This window comes from Kitasatospora sp. NPDC004240 (assembly GCF_053603215.1).
This window is the reverse complement of sequence record NZ_JBSGFD010000043.1, coordinates 19,818-34,599: the sequence shown is the minus strand read 5'-3', so window position 1 is coordinate 34,599 and position 14,782 is coordinate 19,818. Positions and strand designations below refer to the sequence as shown.

At 73.0% G+C, this 14,782-nt stretch carries 14 protein-coding genes and 1 tRNA gene; 7 read left to right on the top strand and 8 right to left on the bottom strand.

Annotation, left to right across the window (positions count from 1 at the left end):
* Window positions 1-299 precede the first annotated feature (299 nt).
* The gene (locus ACWEQL_RS14395; RefSeq protein WP_452150549.1) at window positions 300-1,103 is read left to right on the top strand and encodes an HNH endonuclease signature motif containing protein; all 804 of its coding nucleotides are present in this window, start codon (window positions 300-302) and stop codon (window positions 1,101-1,103) included.
* 56 nt (window positions 1,104-1,159) lie between these two features.
* Window positions 1,160-1,234: transfer RNA gene (locus tag ACWEQL_RS14390), tRNA-Leu, on the top strand.
* A gap of 66 nt (window positions 1,235-1,300) precedes the next feature.
* Here ACWEQL_RS14390 and rdgB read toward each other — a convergent pair.
* The 4 genes from rdgB to ACWEQL_RS14370 form a co-directional block, all read right to left on the bottom strand.
* The gene (gene rdgB / locus ACWEQL_RS14385) at window positions 1,301-1,906 is read right to left on the bottom strand and encodes an RdgB/HAM1 family non-canonical purine NTP pyrophosphatase (RefSeq protein ID WP_452150548.1); all 606 of its coding nucleotides are present in this window, start codon (window positions 1,904-1,906) and stop codon (window positions 1,301-1,303) included.
* A 27-nt stretch (window positions 1,907-1,933) separates the two neighbouring features.
* Entirely contained in the window at window positions 1,934-2,323 is a 390-nt protein-coding gene (locus tag ACWEQL_RS14380) for a hypothetical protein (RefSeq protein ID WP_452150547.1), read from the bottom strand.
* Between the two features lie 179 nt (window positions 2,324-2,502).
* A complete protein-coding gene (rph, locus tag ACWEQL_RS14375) occupies window positions 2,503-3,228 on the bottom strand; it encodes a ribonuclease PH (protein WP_452150546.1) in 726 nt (241 codons plus the stop codon).
* 177 nt (window positions 3,229-3,405) lie between these two features.
* The gene (locus ACWEQL_RS14370; RefSeq protein WP_238862766.1) at window positions 3,406-3,639 is read right to left on the bottom strand and encodes a glucose PTS transporter subunit EIIB; all 234 of its coding nucleotides are present in this window, start codon (window positions 3,637-3,639) and stop codon (window positions 3,406-3,408) included.
* 409 nt (window positions 3,640-4,048) lie between these two features.
* Between ACWEQL_RS14370 and ACWEQL_RS14365 the strand changes: the two genes are divergently transcribed.
* The 4 genes from ACWEQL_RS14365 to ACWEQL_RS14350 all read left to right on the top strand — a co-directional run bounded on the left by ACWEQL_RS14365 (window position 4,049) and on the right by ACWEQL_RS14350 (window position 10,274).
* Window positions 4,049-5,341: a PTS transporter subunit EIIC gene (locus ACWEQL_RS14365; RefSeq protein ID WP_452150567.1), complete on the top strand. Its 1,293-nt coding sequence runs from the start codon at window positions 4,049-4,051 to the stop codon at window positions 5,339-5,341.
* 857 nt (window positions 5,342-6,198) lie between these two features.
* Window positions 6,199-7,479: a PTS transporter subunit EIIC gene (locus tag ACWEQL_RS14360; RefSeq protein WP_452150545.1), complete on the top strand. Its 1,281-nt coding sequence runs from the start codon at window positions 6,199-6,201 to the stop codon at window positions 7,477-7,479.
* Between the two features lie 453 nt (window positions 7,480-7,932).
* Window positions 7,933-8,979, top strand: a complete 1,047-nt coding sequence (locus ACWEQL_RS14355) for an LLM class flavin-dependent oxidoreductase (RefSeq protein ID WP_452150544.1) — start codon at window positions 7,933-7,935, stop codon at window positions 8,977-8,979.
* Window positions 8,976-10,274, top strand: a complete 1,299-nt coding sequence (locus tag ACWEQL_RS14350; protein WP_452150543.1) for an LLM class flavin-dependent oxidoreductase — start codon at window positions 8,976-8,978, stop codon at window positions 10,272-10,274. Before ACWEQL_RS14355 ends, ACWEQL_RS14350 begins: the two co-directional genes overlap by 4 nt.
* On the opposite strand, the gene ACWEQL_RS14345 is transcribed toward ACWEQL_RS14350, so the two are convergent.
* On the bottom strand, window positions 10,271-11,278 hold the full coding sequence (locus ACWEQL_RS14345) for a response regulator transcription factor (RefSeq protein ID WP_452150542.1): 1,008 nt from the start codon (window positions 11,276-11,278) through the stop codon (window positions 10,271-10,273). The two genes, ACWEQL_RS14350 and ACWEQL_RS14345, sit on opposite strands and share 4 nt — an antisense overlap.
* A 141-nt stretch (window positions 11,279-11,419) precedes the next feature.
* On the opposite strand from ACWEQL_RS14345, the gene ACWEQL_RS14340 reads away from it, so the two are divergent.
* Entirely contained in the window at window positions 11,420-12,331 is a 912-nt protein-coding gene (locus ACWEQL_RS14340; RefSeq protein ID WP_452150541.1) for a branched-chain amino acid transaminase, read from the top strand.
* 52 nt (window positions 12,332-12,383) lie between these two features.
* On the opposite strand, the gene ACWEQL_RS14335 is transcribed toward ACWEQL_RS14340, so the two are convergent.
* The 3 genes from ACWEQL_RS14335 to ACWEQL_RS14325 form a co-directional block, all read right to left on the bottom strand.
* Window positions 12,384-13,130 carry an MBL fold metallo-hydrolase gene (locus tag ACWEQL_RS14335; protein ID WP_452150540.1) on the bottom strand — a complete coding sequence of 249 codons (747 nt, stop codon included), beginning with the start codon at window positions 13,128-13,130 and terminating at the stop codon, window positions 12,384-12,386.
* Window positions 13,131-13,307: 177 nt separating this feature from the next.
* Window positions 13,308-13,499 carry a MerR family transcriptional regulator gene (locus tag ACWEQL_RS14330; protein ID WP_452150539.1) on the bottom strand — a complete coding sequence of 64 codons (192 nt, stop codon included), beginning with the start codon at window positions 13,497-13,499 and terminating at the stop codon, window positions 13,308-13,310.
* 245 nt (window positions 13,500-13,744) lie between these two features.
* On the bottom strand, window positions 13,745-14,713 hold the full coding sequence (locus tag ACWEQL_RS14325) for a PLP-dependent cysteine synthase family protein (RefSeq protein WP_452150538.1): 969 nt from the start codon (window positions 14,711-14,713) through the stop codon (window positions 13,745-13,747).
* Window positions 14,714-14,782 lie beyond the last annotated feature (69 nt).

Sequence of the window (14,782 nt, the reverse complement as noted above, 5' to 3'; positions counted from 1 at the left end):
GCGGCGGTGGGACGCCGCTCCGCCGTGCTTCGGATCAACACTCGGTCCTCCGGGAGAGAGTGTCGGCGCGTGCCTGTGGGGAGCACGCACGTGGGGGATTGCAGATTGGCGCCGAAGCTATGTGGTCTGAACCACATAGGTCAATAGGTCTGTACCAATTGGCGATCGAAACCCCGACATTCCGCCCCCGGGACCCCACCTGACGCCCCGTCCCCCACCCCACCCGTAACCCCCGCCCCACCCCGCTCGTTCACCGTTCGGGGACGGGCGACGACCACGACGCCCACAGGGGGACCCGCATGCCGCCGAAGTACACCCGCACCCTCCTCACCACCCTCGCCGCCGAGGCCACGAGCGTGAACGACCTGATGCGACTGCTCGGCGTCCCGATGGCCGGCGGCACCCACAGCTACCTGAGCCGGCGCCTGAAGCACTACGGGATCGACACCTCACACTTCACCGGCGGCAGACCCGCCTACGCCCGCCACACCTACAGCCGCGACCAGCTCGCGGAGGCCGCCGCCGCGAGCACCTGCATGGGCGGGGTCCTGCGCCACCTCGGCATCGTGCCGTACGACAGCGCGTACTCGTACCTGAAGCGAAGGTTGGCCGAATTCGGCATCGACACCTCGCACTTCAGGACCCGGCACCCCGACGAGGCCGTGGTGGCCGCGGTCCGGGAACAGCGCAGCGTCGCGGGCGTCATCCGGGCGCTCGGACTGGTCGAGGCGGGCGGCGCCCGAAAGCTGGTCAAGGACACCATCGCCCGGCTGGATCTGGACACCTCGCACTTCACCGGCAGCGCCCACAACCGCGGCCGGACGGGCCCCCGGCTGCGCCCCGACCAGGTCCTGACCGAACGTGCACCGGGCAGCCACCGCGTCCCCGGCGACCGGCTGCGGGCGATGCTGCTCCACATCGGCCGACCCGACCGCTGCGCCTCGTGCGGCACCCCGCCGAGCTGGCTCGGACACCCGCTGACGCTGGAGGTCGACCACGTCAACGGCAACCCGCTCGACAACCGCGAGGCGAACCTGCGCCTGCTCTGCCCCAACTGCCATGCCATCACCCCGACCTACTGCGGGCGGAACCGGGGCAGGTAGCGGCCTCGAAACTGTGCTCCGCCCGACCGGCCAGCGGGTACCCTTGTCCACAGCGTGCGCCCGTACTCCAGCTGGCTAGAGAGATACGGTTTAGGTCCGTAGTGTCGTGGGTTCGAGTCCCACCGGGCGTACTTGGCGAAAGGGCCCGCCGACCTTGGATTCCAAGGTCAGCGGGCCCTTCGGCGTCCCGGTGGGGTTCAGCCGAGGAGGGACTTCACGACCGGGGCGAGGGCGCGGAAGGCCTGGCCCCGGTGGCTGATGGCGTTCTTCTCGGCGGGGGTGAGCTCGGCGCAGGTCCGGGTCTCGCCGAGGGGCTGGAGGATCGGGTCGTAGCCGAAGCCCCCGTCACCGGCGGGGGCGGTGCGCAGGGTGCCGAGGAGGCGGCCCTCGACGACGCGTTCGGTGCCGTCGGGGAGGGCGAGCGCGGCGGCGCAGGCGAAGTGGGCGCCGCGGTGGGGTTCGGCGATGTCGGAGAGCTGGGCGAGCAGCAGGTCGAGGTTGGCGCGGTCGTCTCCGTGCTTGCCGGCCCAGCGGGCGGAGAGGATGCCGGGAGCGCCGCCGAGGACGTCCACGCAGAGGCCGGAGTCGTCGGCGACGGCGGGCAGGCCGGTGGCCGCGGCGAGGGCGTGCGCCTTGAGGAGGGCGTTCTCGGCGAAGGTGATGCCGGTCTCGGGGACGTCCGGGATCTCGGGGTAGGCGTCGGCGCCGACGAGTTCGACGTCCAGGCCGGCGTCGCCGAGGATGGCGCGGAGCTCTGCGACCTTGTGCTGGTTACGGGTGGCGAGGATCAGTCGGGTGGACATGGGCTCCACCCTAACCAGGGCCGGGGCTCAGCCGGTGCAGACCTTGCTGAGGTTGCCGGCGGCGTCGCCGAGCGGCTTGAGGTCGGGGATGCGCTTGTCGTTGACGGCCTGCTGGACGACGCCGACCTGGGTGTTGAGGTCGGTGATGGCCTTGGCGACGTCGGTGTTCTTGGAGTTCTTGCCCAGCTGGTCGAGGTCGTCGCGGAGCTTCTGGAGCGCCTGGGTGGCGGCGGCGGTGTCGTTGGCGACGTTGGCGACGGCGGTCTGGACCTCGTTGATGTCACTGGTGATCTTGATGGCGAGGTTGCCGCAGTCGAGGGCCTTCTGGGCGGCGGAGCAGCTGACCGCGCTGAGCGGGAGGACGGCGATGAGTGCGGCCACGGCGAGGGTCGCGGGTCGGGTGATGCTGTGGGGCATCGGATCCTCCTGGGGACGCGGGTTCCGTCGGTGGAGGACGCGCGCCGGGGGGCGCGCGGTTCCCCTTCGCGGTCCCGTGGCGGGGCTGCTCCGGGAACCGTACGGGCTCCGGGCCCGGCCTGTACAGCGGCCGTGGTCCGGAGCCCGCGGGCCCGGGATCGCGGGGGTGTGCCGGTCCCTCAGCCCTCCAGGGCCTTGCGCTGGATCTCGTCCAGTTCGGCGCAGCCGAGGGTGCCGAGGTCGAGCAGGCGGTCGAGCAGGGCGCGGTCGAAGGGGGCGCCCTCGGCGGTGCCCTGGACCTCGACGAAGCGGCCGTCGGAGGTGCAGACGATGTTCATGTCGGTCTCGGCGCGCACGTCCTCCTCGTACTGGAGGTCGAGCATGGGGACGCCGTCGATGATGCCGACGCTGACGGCGCTGACGCCGCCGGTGACGGGCTGGCCCTTGGCGCGCAGGAGCTTGCGGTCGCGGGCCCAGGAGACGGCGTCGACGAGGGCGACGTAGGCGCCGGTGATCGCGGCGGTGCGGGTGCCGCCGTCGGCCTGGAGGACGTCGCAGTCGAGGACGATGGTGTTCTCGGCGAGCGCGCGGTGGTCGATGACGGCGCGCAGGGAGCGGCCGATGAGGCGGCTGATCTCGTGGGTGCGGCCGCCGACGCGGCCCTTGACGGCCTCGCGGTCGCCGCGGGTGTTGGTGGCGCGGGGGAGCATGGAGTACTCGGCGGTGACCCAGCCTTCGCCGCTGCCCTTGCGCCAGCGGGGGACGCCCTCGGTGACGCTGGCGGTGCACAGCACCTTGGTGTCGCCGTAGGAGATGAGGACGGAGCCTTCGGCGTGCTTGCTCCAGCCCCGTTCGATGGTGATGGGGCGCAGCTGGTCGGGGGTGCGGCCGTCGATGCGTGACATGCCACCGAGCGTAGTCGTTCGGCGGGCGCGGTCCGGTCCGGCGCCGTCGCGGGGCGGGGCGGGCGGGGCGGGGGCGCCGTCCGGGCGGTGTGGCCACGGCCCGGGCGGTCCGGGGACGCGCTTCGGCCCGCCGTCCGGGTGGGGCGGCGGGCCGTGGCGCCGAGCCGGGGGCTCAGGTCACATCATGTCCTCGATGTCGGCGGCGATGGGGTCGGCGTCGGTGCCGATGACGACCTGGATCGCGGTGCCCATCTTGACGACGCCGTGGGCGCCGGCGGCCTTGAGAGCGGCCTCGTCGACGAGGGAGGCGTCCTTGACCTCGGTGCGCAGGCGGGTGATGCAGCCCTCGACCTCTTCGATGTTCTCGATGCCGCCCAGACCGGCGACGATCTTCTCAGCCTTGCTGGCCATTGCTCTCTCCCTCTGTCTCGGCCCTTCGGCTGCTCTGCCGGGTGCCGTCCTGCGCTGTGCTGGGGTCCCCTGCCGGAGGAGGCCGGGGGTGGGTCACTGCCGGGGGTGTTGACGCGGGTTCAGCTGCCGTGGTGCCGCGTGGCAGCGCGTCAAGCATCACCCGACCGGGACCGGTTTGCCAGGTTAGTCCACTTTCGGCCCATTTCGGCGCGCGTGCTCTGGATCTTCACCTGAGGATGACGATCAGCGGGGCTCCGCCCCGGCGTCCGCCCTGCGGCCCAAAGTGGTCTACACCAATATATGTGTACTCCGATGAACGCAGGAAGGGCCCCGGGCGTTCCCGGGCCGCGCCCGAAGCCCCCGGACGCCCCGGGGCACCACGGACCGGCACTGCTCGCGGAGGGCGATGATGAGTTCGGCAGGCGCCACGGCACCACAGCACACGTGGTGGCACACCTTCTACGGCGGCCTCCAGAAGATGGGGCGCTCGCTCCAGCTGCCGGTGGCCGTCCTGCCCGCCGCGGGCCTGCTGAACCGGCTCGGCCAGCCCGACGTGTTCGGCGCGGACGGCCTCGGCTGGGACAACGTCGCCAAGGTCTTCGCCGCGGCCGGCGGCGCTCTGCTCGACTCCTCGCTCGGCCTGCCGATGCTGTTCTGCATCGGTGTGGCGATCGGCATGGCGAAGAAGGCGGACGGCTCGACGGCGCTGGCCGCCGTGGTGGGCTTCCTCGTGTACTGGCGGGTGCTGCGCGCCTTCCCGGAGGACTGCCCGCCGGGGTCGGTACTGGCGCGCGGCTCGGTCTGCGTGGACTACACCTCCGAGGTCGCGGCCGACGCGGTCTACCAGAACCCGGGGGTGCTGGGCGGCATCCTGATCGGCCTGATGTCGGCGTGGTTGTGGGTGCGCTTCCACCGCACCAGGCTGGTGGACTGGCTGGGCTTCTTCAACGGCCGCCGCCTGGTGCCGATGATCACCGCGCTGGCCGGACTGGCGCTGGCCTGCCTGTCGGTGTGGGTGTGGCCGCCGATCGGTGACGCCATGACGGACTTCAGCGAATGGCTCGCCGACCTGGACTCCGGGGGCGCCGCCATCTTCGGCGTGGCCAACCGCGCCCTGCTGCTGATCGGCATGCACCAGTTGCTGAACACCTTCGTCTGGTTCCAGTTCGGCGCGTTCACCAAGCCGGACGGCGAGATCGTGCACGGCGACATCCCGCGCTTCCTGGCGGGCGACCCGACGGCCGGCCAGTTCCAGACCGGTTTCTTCCCGATCATGATGTTCGCGCTGCCGGCCGCCGCGATGGCCATCGCCCACTCGGCCAAACCGCACCGGCGCAAGGAGATCTACGGGCTGATGCTCTCGGTCTCGCTGACCTCCTTCGTCACCGGCGTCACCGAGCCGATCGAGTACTCCTTCGCGTACATCGCCCCCGCCCTGTACGGCGTGCACGCGCTGCTGACCGGTGCGTCGATGGGGATCAGCTGGGGGCTGGGGGTGAAGGACGGCTTCAGCTTCTCGGCCGGCCTGATCGACTACGTGATCAACTGGGGCCTGGCCACCAAACCCTGGCTGATCATCCCGATCGGGCTCGCCTTCGCCGTCGTGTACTACGCGCTGTTCCGCTTCATCATCGTGAAATTCGACCTCAAGACGCCCGGACGCGAGGACGAGAGCGAGGTCGAGGACGTGACGAAGGCCTGAAACCGAGCGTCACCGCGCATTTCCCGGAAATGGCCCCCGGATCGTCCGGCCGGGGGCCTCCGGCATTTCCCGGAAAGGGCGGGATATCCGCCGCGCCCGGGAATCCCCCGTTCCGCCCCCGTGGAATCCGCCCGCCGCCCGGCCGGGCCGGGGGCGCCCGGGGACGTCCGGGGCGGGCGCCGGGCGGGTGGGGGAAGGGCGGGCGGCGCGGTGGGGGCGGGGGCGGCGTAGGCCGCGACGGCGTTCACGATCACCACCGCGTACGGCAATCCCCCGGCCGCGGGGGTGACCGGATTCCCCGGGACGGCGCGCCGATGAGCGGAAATCCGCGGAATCGCGATGTCCCGCGCCCCGGTGACCGGCCCCGCCGATCGCTCCCGCCCGTACCGACACGCGTGCACCGCGCACGGTCGCCTCCGCGCCCGGGCCGAGCCGCGCCCGGGATCGGGTCGCGCCCGGACGCCCCGGTCGGGCCCGGTCCACCTCCACCCCCTCCTCACCGCGGCACGGCCGCCCCCGGGGGACGGTCCGGCCCGCCGGCCCGGCCGGCGGCCCTGCCCGCCTTCGGCACCCGCCCACTGCGCGCACCTCTCCCCCGCGTTCACGTCGCGGCGTCGGCTCTTTTTGTTGCGCAAATAGCCAAAATACCGATCACGGCGGGTAATCATGATCGTCGATCCGCAACTAGGTTTCGATTTCATAGCGCTTCCCACCAGCGGCGCTTTCAGGGGTTCCCCCCCTTCTCCACGCGTGCTACAAAACTGGTCTACACCACGTGTGGTGTAGACCAGTTCGCGGTTCGGCCCCCTGTGCACCTTCCCCCGACCGACCCGCCCTGCCGTTAGGAACCCACCCCCATGAGTCAGTCGTCCGCGCAGGCACCGGCGCCCGCCACGGCTCCGGCCGCGCCAAGCCCCACCAAGAAGTTCGGCCAGAACCTGCTTCAGGGCCTGCAGAAGGTCGGCCGCAGCCTCCAGCTACCGATCGCCGTTCTCCCCGCCGCCGGCCTGCTGCTGCGCCTGGGCCAGGACGACGCCTTCGGCAAGGACGGCCTCGGCTGGGACAAGGTCGCCGCGGTGTTCGCCACCGCCGGTGACGCGGTCTTCGCCAACCTGCCGCTGCTCTTCGCGGTCGGTATCGCCATCGGCTTCGCCAAGAAGGCGGACGGCTCCACCGCGCTCGCCGCGCTGGTCGGCTTCCTGGTCTACAAGAACGTGCTGACCGCGTTCCCGATCACCGAGGGCGCCATCGTCGACGGCAAGTGGAAGGCCGCCACGTACCAGAACCCGGGCGTGCTCGGCGGTATCGTGATCGGTCTGCTCAGCGCCGTGATCTGGCAGAAGTACCACCGCACCAAGCTGGTCGACTGGCTCGGCTTCTTCAACGGCCGCCGCCTCGTCCCGATCATCATGGCCTTCGTCGGCACCGCCGTCGGTGTGCTGTTCGCCCTGACCTGGGGCCCGATCGGTGACGTCATCAAGAGCCTGAACGACAGCCTGATCGGTGCCGGCGCGGCCGGTGCGGGCGCCTTCGGCCTGATCAACCGCGCGCTGCTGCCGGTCGGCATGCACCAGTTCGTCAACTCGTACGCCTGGTTCCAGACCGGCGAGTTCACCAAGGCCGACGGCACCGTCGTCCAGGGCGACCTGCACCGCTTCTTCGCCGGCGACCCCACCGCCGGACAGTTCATGTCGGGCTTCTACCCGATCATGATGTTCGCCCTGCCGGCCGCCGCGCTGGCCATCGCCCACGCCGCCAAGCCGCACCGCCGCAAGGCCGTCCTCGGCATGATGATGTCGCTGGCCCTGACCTCCTTCGTGACCGGTGTCACCGAGCCGATCGAGTTCGCCTTCGTCTTCATCGCCCCGGCCCTGTTCGTCATCCACGCCGTCCTGACCGCCGTCTCGATGGCCGTCACCTGGGCGCTCGGCGTGCACGACGGCTTCACCTTCTCGGCCGGTCTGATCGACTACATCCTCGCCTGGAACAAGGCGACCGACCCGTGGCTGATCATCCCGATCGGTCTGGTCTTCGCGGCCCTGTACTACTTCCTCTTCCGCTTCGCGATCACCAAGTTCGACCTCAAGACCCCGGGTCGTGAGGACGACGACGAGCTGGAGGACGTGACCAAGGCCTGACGCCCGTCACCCCCGCGCACCCCGGCGCCGCCCCGCCACTCGCTCCCCCGAGTGGCGGGGCGGCGCCGTTCCCGTCCCCGGGCCCGGCCGGGACGGGCCGCGGGCCGCACGGTCCCGCCCCTCGGGAAGGCGGTTGACGAACCACCGGCCGCGCTGGTCAACTGGGGCGATGAACGCCCCGCGCCCGCTGGTCACCCGCAGCCACATCGACTTCGGTCGTGTGTGGTCCGCGGCGTGTTGCGCCTGACCCGTTCCTCCCGGCCGCCCGGCTGACCTCCCCGCCGGCCCGCCTCTCGTGTCCGCCCTTCCCAGGGCTCCCCTGCGCCCCGCGGCGTCCGTACGCCCGGCACCTCCGTGCCCCGGCGCACCGCCACGCCCCGGCGCGCCCGCGCACGGCGCACCCCCGCCCACCGCGCACCCGCGTTCCCGCACGAGGAAAGTCAAGGCCTCACCATGCCCCGCCAGCTGCACCTCTCCGCCGCCCTGGACAGTCCCGGCCACGTCGACGCCGGGCACTTCACCGCCCTCGCCCGGCTCGCCGAACGGGCCACCCTCGACTTCGTCACCCTGGACGACTCCTACGCCCCCGAGCCGCGCCGCCCGGACGCGCTCGCCACCCTCGCCCGGATCGCGCCGGTCACCGCCGGCCTCGGCCTGGTCCCGACCGTCACCACCACCCACACCGAGCCCTTCCACACCTCGATATCCGTCAACACCCTGGACTGGGTGAGCGAGGGCCGGGCCGGCTGGCTGGTCGGCGTCTCCGGCACCGGGGCCGAGGCCAGGGCCTTCGGCCGGCGCGACGCCGCCCCCGCCGACCGGCTCTGGACGGAGGCCGGCGACGCCGCCGAGGTGGCCTCCCGGCTCTGGGACAGCTGGGAGGACGACGCCGAGATCCGGGACGTCGCCACCGGCCGGTTCATCGACCGCGACAAGCTCCATCACATCGACTTCGAGGGCCCGTACTTCTCGGTCCGCGGCCCCTCGATCACCCCGCGCCCGCCCCAGGGCCGGCCGGTGATCGCCGTCCCGGTGCACGCCTCCGACCTGGCCCGGGACGCCTCCCCCGGCGGCCGCGCCCGGCTGGCGACCGCCGTCCGGCACGCCGACGTGGCCCTGCTGGAGGCCCCCGACCCGGCCACCCGCCGGGAGGCCGCCACCGCGCTGCGCCTGCTGGCCGGCGAGGACCTGCGGGTGCTCGCCCGCACCCCGGTCGCCCTGCCCGACGACCGCGCGGTGGACGACCTCGCCGACGAGCTGGCCGCGAGCACCGGCGTGGACGGGTTCCACCTGGTGCCCGCCGACCCCGCCCGCGACCTCGCCGCCGTCGCCGACCGGCTGGTCCCCGCGCTGCGCGGGCGCGGTCTCTTCCGCACCGGGTACACCGGCCGCACCCTGCGCGACCACCTCGGCCTGGTCCGCCCCACCAGCCGCTACGCCGCGTCCGCCACCGCCACCGCCACCGCCACCGCCACCGCCACCGCCGAGGTGACCCGATGAACACCGGCCGCCCCCGCAAGCAGGTCCACCTCGCCGCGCACTTCCCCGGCGTCAACAACACCACGGTCTGGACGGACCCGGACTCCCGCAGCCAGATCGAGTTCTCCTCCTTCCGCGACCTCGCCGCGACCGCCGAGCGCGGCCTGTTCGACTTCTTCTTCCTCGCCGAGGGCCTGCGGCTGCGTGAGGTGAAGGGCCGCATCCACGACCTGGACGTGGTCGGCCGGCCCGAGTCCCTCACCGTGCTGAACGCGCTGGCCGCCGTCACCACCCGCCTCGGGCTGGCCGCCACCGTGAACGCCACCTTCAACGAGCCGTACGAACTGGCCCGGCGCCTCGCCTCGCTGGACCACCTCTCCGGCGGGCGCGCGGCCTGGAACGTGGTCACCTCCTCGGACGCCTTCACCGGCGAGAACTTCCGCCGGGGCGGCTACCTCGACCGCGCCGACCGCTACACCCGGGCCGCCGAATTCCTGCAGCTGGCGCGGGAGTTCTGGGACGGTGGGGAGGAGCCGGTACGGCACGTCGGGCCCCAGTTCGACGTCGAGGGCCGGCTCTCGCTGCCGCGCCCGCCGCAGGGCCACCCGGTGGTCATCCAGGCCGGCGACTCGGACGAGGGCCGCGAGTTCGCCGCCGCATCGGCCGACGTCATCTTCAGCCGGCACTCCGAACCGGCCGCCGCCCGCGCCTTCCACGCCGACGTCAAGCGCCGGCTGGCCGCGTACGGACGCACCCCCGACCAGCTGAAGATCATGCCCGGGGTCGGCCACGTCCTCGGCGACACCGAGGCGGAGGCCGCCGAGCGCGCCGCGGTGATCCGCCGCGCCCAGGTCGGGCCGCGGACCGCGATCGCCCACCTGGAGCAGGTCTGGGGCATCGACCTGTCCGACCACGACGTGGACGGGCCGCTGCCGGCCGTCGACCCGGTGCCGGACAGCGGTCTGGTCCAGGGCCGGACCAGGATCGGCGACCCGCTGGAGATCGCCGCCCGGTGGCGGGCGGTGGCCGAGGAGCGGAAGCTGAGCAGCCGCGAGCTGGTCATCGAGCTGACCGGCCGGCAGACCTTCGTCGGCACCCCGGCCACGGTGGCCGCCCAGATCGAGGAGTGGGTGCTGACCGACGCGGCGGACGGCTTCATCCTGGTCCCGCACCTCACCCCCGGCGGGCTGGACGAGTTCGTCGACAAGGTCGTCCCGCTGCTCCAGGAGCGCGGGGTGTACCGCACCGAGTACACCGGGACGACCCTGCGCGAGCACCTCGGCCTCCCGGTGCCCGCACCGCTCCAGAAGCTCTAGAGCAGCCCCAGCCGGGTGGCGTGCACGCCGGCCTGGAAGCGGCTCTCCGCTCCCAGGTCGGCGGTCAGCTCGGCGACCAGCCGGCGGACCGTCCGCTCGGACACCTCCAGCTTGCGACCGATCGCGGCATCGGTCAGACCGGCCGCCAGCAGCCGCAGCACCTCCCGCTGGCGGCCACCCAACTCCCTTGCCGAGGAGGGCTGTTCGAGCAGCTCGGGCGGGATCCAGGCGGCCGCCCAGAAGTACTCGAACAGCTCCGCGACCAGCGCCACCACGGACGGCTCGCGCACCACCACCGCGGCCTCCGCGGCCGCGCCGTCCCCGCCGGGGCCGGCCCCCGGCGCGGGCAGGATCGCCAGCCGGGCGTCCACCACGATCAACCACAGCGGCAGGGTGTGCGCCGCCCGGATCCGGGCCCCGGCCGCGGTCAGCTCCCGGACGTGCGCCAACACGGCGGGGCGGCGCAGTACGGCGGCGGGGTAGATCGTGCGCAGCGCCGCGCCGTGGTCGAGGGCGAGCCGTTCGCGGGCGAGCTTGCCGGCCAGGGCCAGGCCGGAGAGGTCCTGGCCGGGGCGCAGCGACAGGGCCTCGGTGCGGGCGCCGCGGGCGGCGTCCTCCAGCAGGGCGGCGATCCGGTCGGCGCCGCGGACGAGTTCGAGGGCGGTGCCGTCGCGGTGGCGGTGCTGGACCGGCAGGTAGCCGGTGTGCAGGTGCTCGACGGACTCGCGGGTGCGGCGGAGGGCGTCGAAGAGGGCGGCGACCTGGGTGTCGGCGTCGAGGAGCAGTTGGCGTACGGCGGTGTCGACGGAGACGGCCGAGACGGTGGTGCGGCCGCCGGGGGTGGGGCCGGCGGTGGGCTGGAGCAGGCCGAGGGCGCGCAGTTCGGCGGTGGCGGCGGTCAGGCGGGCCGGTTCCCAGCCGAGGGCGGCGGGGGCGGGTCCGGGTTCGGCGAGCAGGTGGGCGTACAGCGTGGCGCCGTCGTCCCGGGGTGTGCCGTTCTCCATCCGCCGCAGGGTAGTTGAGGCGGATGCGGCGGGTCCGGGGGTTTCGCGTGGCGAGACGGGGGGTTCCGCTCCCGGTCATGGCCGGTTCCGGCCGGGGCGGGGTGCCTGACCCGCGGCCGGGGCATGGCCAGGATGGGGCGCATGGTTCTTCCCGAAGCTTCGACGATCTGGTTGGACGGCGCGCTGGTGCCCTGGCACGGGGCGCGGACGCATGTGCTCTCGCACGGGCTGCACTACGGCACCGGGGTGCTGGAGGGCACCCGGGTGTTCGAGACGGCGGACGGCCCGGCAGTGTTCCGGCTGCCCGAGCACCTGCGCCGGCTGGACCGCAGCGCCCGGATGCTGCGTCTCGAACTGCCTTACAGTTCTGAGGAGTTGACCAGAGCGACGGTGGATCTGGTGCGGGCGAACGGTCACCGCTCCTGCTATCTGCGGCACTTCGCGTTCCTGGGCTACGGCTCGATGGGGCTGGACATGCGCCACGCCCCGACGGTGACGGCGATCGCCGGCTGGGAGTGGACCGCCCAGCTGCCCGGGGACGTGCCGGGGATCCGGGTGAAGACCAGCAGCTGGCGGCGGACCGATCCGAACGCGGTGCCGCCCGCCGCGAAGGCGACCGGCCCGTACCTGAACTCGGCGCTGGCCCGCCGGGAGGCGACCGACGCGGGCTACGACGAGGCGCTGCTGCTGGGCCCGGACGGTTCGGTCAGCGAGTGCAGCTCGGAGAACGTGTTCGCGGTGCGCGACGGGGTGCTGCTGACGCCGCCGGCCAGCGCGGGCGCGCTGGAGGGGATCACCCAGGACACCGTGCTGACGCTGGCCCGCGACCTGGGGGTGCCCACCCGGGTGACCGGCCTGCTGCGCTCGGACCTGTACGGCGCGGACGAGGTGTTCGTCTGCGGCACGGCGGCCGGGGTGGTGGCGGTGCGCTCGCTGGACGACCGGGAGCTGCCGTCCGCGCCGGGCCCGCTGACCGTGCGGCTGCGCGAGGCGTACGGGGCGGCGGTCTCGGGGGCGGATCCGCGCTACCGGCGCTGGCTGACGTACGTGTAGTGCGCATGCGCGGCGCCGGGGTGGGAGCCGGGCGCGCGATCCGGGCGCCGGCTCAGAGCTCGTACACCGCGCCGGCCCGGGCGATCTCCACCGGGCCGGCGAAGGCGGCGGCGGCGTCGCGGCGGTTGTGCTCGGCGTCGGTCCACGGGGGGATGTGGGTGAGCACCAGACGGTGGGCTCCGGCGGCGGCGGCGTGCTCGCCGGCCTCCCGGCCGTTGAGGTGGACGGCCCGGTAGGTGTCGCGGCCGTCGATGTAGGCGGCCTCGCAGAGGAAGAGGTCGGCGTCGCGGGCGAGCTCGACCAGTTCGGCGCACTCGCCGGTGTCGCCGGAGTAGACGAGGGAGCGTCCGGCGTGGTCGAGGCGGAAGGCGAAGGCGTCCACGGGGTGGTTGACGCGGGCGACGGTGACCCTCAGCGGGCCGAGGTCGAAGCTGCCGGGGGTGAGGGTGTGGAAGTCGAAGACCTCCTTCATCCCGGGGTTCTCCGGCATGTCGTACGCGCGGGCGAGCCGCTCGGCGGTGCCCTGGGGTCCGTGGACGGGCATCGGGTCGGGGCAGCCCTCGGCGCGGTAGTTGCGGGCGACCCAGTAGGCGCACAGGTCGATGCAGTGGTCGGCGTGCAGGTGGCTGAGCAGGACCGCGTCGACCTCGTAGATGCTGCAGTACTTCTGCAGCGCGCCGAGGGCGCCGTTGCCGAGGTCGAGCACCACGCGGTAGCCGTCGGCCTCGACGAGATAGCTGGAGCACGGCGATTCGGCGGACGGGAAGCTCCCCGAGCACCCCACCACGGTCAGTTTCATCCGAGCCCCTCCGCCCTGACACGTCCTGGCTGCTGCTGGTCAGGACAGTGCCGGCCGGGTGAACCGGCCGGTAGCGCTGCCCTCGCGTGTGTCGAGGGTAAGGGCGGAGGGGCACTTTGCCCCCGTCTCCGTGCCGCGCTGTGGCTGGAATCACCAGAACGCCGGGGGGGTGCGGCCTCAGCGGTGACGGGGGCGGCGGCGGGCCCAGTCCCTGATCGTGTCGGCGTACCAGCGGGGGTGTCCGTTGCCGTCGACGAGGTCCGGGTCGGGCAGCAGCCCGTGCCGGCGGTAGTTGCGGACGGTCTCCGGCCGGACGTTGATGTGGCGGGCGATCTCGGCGTACGTCCACAGGTCGGCGCTGCGGCTCACGGGTACCTCCGATGGTGCGTGGGGGCGTGCGTGATCAGCTTTTCCGCACCGCGTGGCCGCCTCGCCGCGCGGCGGTCGCCGTGGTCGTACCGTGACGAACCGGGAGCACGGTACGGACAAACGCCCGGGGTGTCACGGCGGACCGGCCGCCGTGACGCCCCGGGCGTTCGGAAGGAGCGCGGGGCTCAGGGGCCGTCTTCAAACCCCCGTCGTCCGCCCGGCAGGCGGGGGTTTGAAGACGGGCCCTACGCCCAGAGCTGGCCCTGGAGCGCCTCGACGGCCTCCTCGGTGGTCGCGGCGGTGTAGATGCCGGTGGAGAGGTACTTCCAGCCACCGTCGGCGACGACGAAGACGATGTCGGCGCGCTGCCCGGCGGCCGCGGCCTTGCGGCCGGCGCCGATCGCGGCGTGCAGGATGGCGCCGGTGGAGACGCCGGCGAAGATGCCCTCCTGCTGGAGGAGTTCGCGGGTGCGGCGGACGGCGTCCTCGGAGCCGACGGAGAAGCGGGTGGTGAGCACCTCGGCGTCGTACAGCTCGGGGACGAAGCCCTCGTCGAGGTTGCGCAGGCCGTAGACGAGGTCGTCGTAGCGCGGCTCGGCGGCGACGATCTGCACGCCGGGGACCTTCTCGCGCAGGTAGCGGCCGACGCCCATCAGGGTGCCGGTGGTGCCGAGGCCCGCGACGAAGTGGGTGACGGTGGGCAGGTCGGCGAGGATCTCGGGGCCGGTGGTGGCCTGGTGGGCGCCGGCGTTGTCGGGGTTGCCGTACTGGTAGAGCATCACCCAGTCGGGGTGCTCGGCGGCGATCTCCTTGGCGATCCGGACGGCGGTGTTGGAGCCGCCCGCGGCCGGGGAGGAGATGATCTCGGCGCCCCACATGCGCAGCAGCTCGCGGCGCTCCTCGCTGGTGTTCTCGGGCATCACGCAGACCATCCGGTAGCCCTTGAGCTTGGCGGCCATGGCGAGGGAGATGCCGGTGTTGCCGCTGGTGGGCTCCAGGATGGTGCAGCCCGGGGTGAGCCGGCCGTCGGCCTCGGCGCGCTCGATCATGTGCAGCGCCGGGCGGTCCTTGATGGACCCGGTGGGGTTGCGGTCCTCCAGCTTGGCCCAGAGGGTGACCAGGCCGTCGGTGTTGCCGGGGACGGCGGCGGAGAGTCGGGGCAGGCGGACCAGCGGGGTGTTGCCGACGGCTTCGAGCGGGCTGTCGTAACGCAAGGGATGCCTCCGGCAACGGCGACGAGGATCGCGGTGAGGGTCGTGGACGGCGGCCCTCCCGTCCGCGGG

Excerpts from the sequence above, each read along its gene's own strand:
- ACWEQL_RS14395 (WP_452150549.1), top strand. The coding sequence starts at position 300 with ATGCCGCCGAAGTACACCCGCACCCTCCTCACCACCCTCGCCGCCGAG.
- rdgB (WP_452150548.1), bottom strand. The coding sequence starts at position 1,906 with ATGTCCACCCGACTGATCCTCGCCACCCGTAACCAGCACAAGGTCGCA.
- ACWEQL_RS14380 (WP_452150547.1), bottom strand. The coding sequence starts at position 2,323 with ATGCCCCACAGCATCACCCGACCCGCGACCCTCGCCGTGGCCGCACTC.
- rph (WP_452150546.1), bottom strand. The coding sequence starts at position 3,228 with ATGTCACGCATCGACGGCCGCACCCCCGACCAGCTGCGCCCCATCACC.
- ACWEQL_RS14370 (WP_238862766.1), bottom strand. The coding sequence starts at position 3,639 with ATGGCCAGCAAGGCTGAGAAGATCGTCGCCGGTCTGGGCGGCATCGAG.
- ACWEQL_RS14365 (WP_452150567.1), top strand. The coding sequence starts at position 4,049 with ATGAGTTCGGCAGGCGCCACGGCACCACAGCACACGTGGTGGCACACC.
- ACWEQL_RS14360 (WP_452150545.1), top strand. The coding sequence starts at position 6,199 with ATGAGTCAGTCGTCCGCGCAGGCACCGGCGCCCGCCACGGCTCCGGCC.
- ACWEQL_RS14355 (WP_452150544.1), top strand. The coding sequence starts at position 7,933 with ATGCCCCGCCAGCTGCACCTCTCCGCCGCCCTGGACAGTCCCGGCCAC.
- ACWEQL_RS14350 (WP_452150543.1), top strand. The coding sequence starts at position 8,976 with ATGAACACCGGCCGCCCCCGCAAGCAGGTCCACCTCGCCGCGCACTTC.
- ACWEQL_RS14345 (WP_452150542.1), bottom strand. The coding sequence starts at position 11,278 with ATGGAGAACGGCACACCCCGGGACGACGGCGCCACGCTGTACGCCCAC.
- ACWEQL_RS14340 (WP_452150541.1), top strand. The coding sequence starts at position 11,420 with ATGGTTCTTCCCGAAGCTTCGACGATCTGGTTGGACGGCGCGCTGGTG.
- ACWEQL_RS14335 (WP_452150540.1), bottom strand. The coding sequence starts at position 13,130 with ATGAAACTGACCGTGGTGGGGTGCTCGGGGAGCTTCCCGTCCGCCGAA.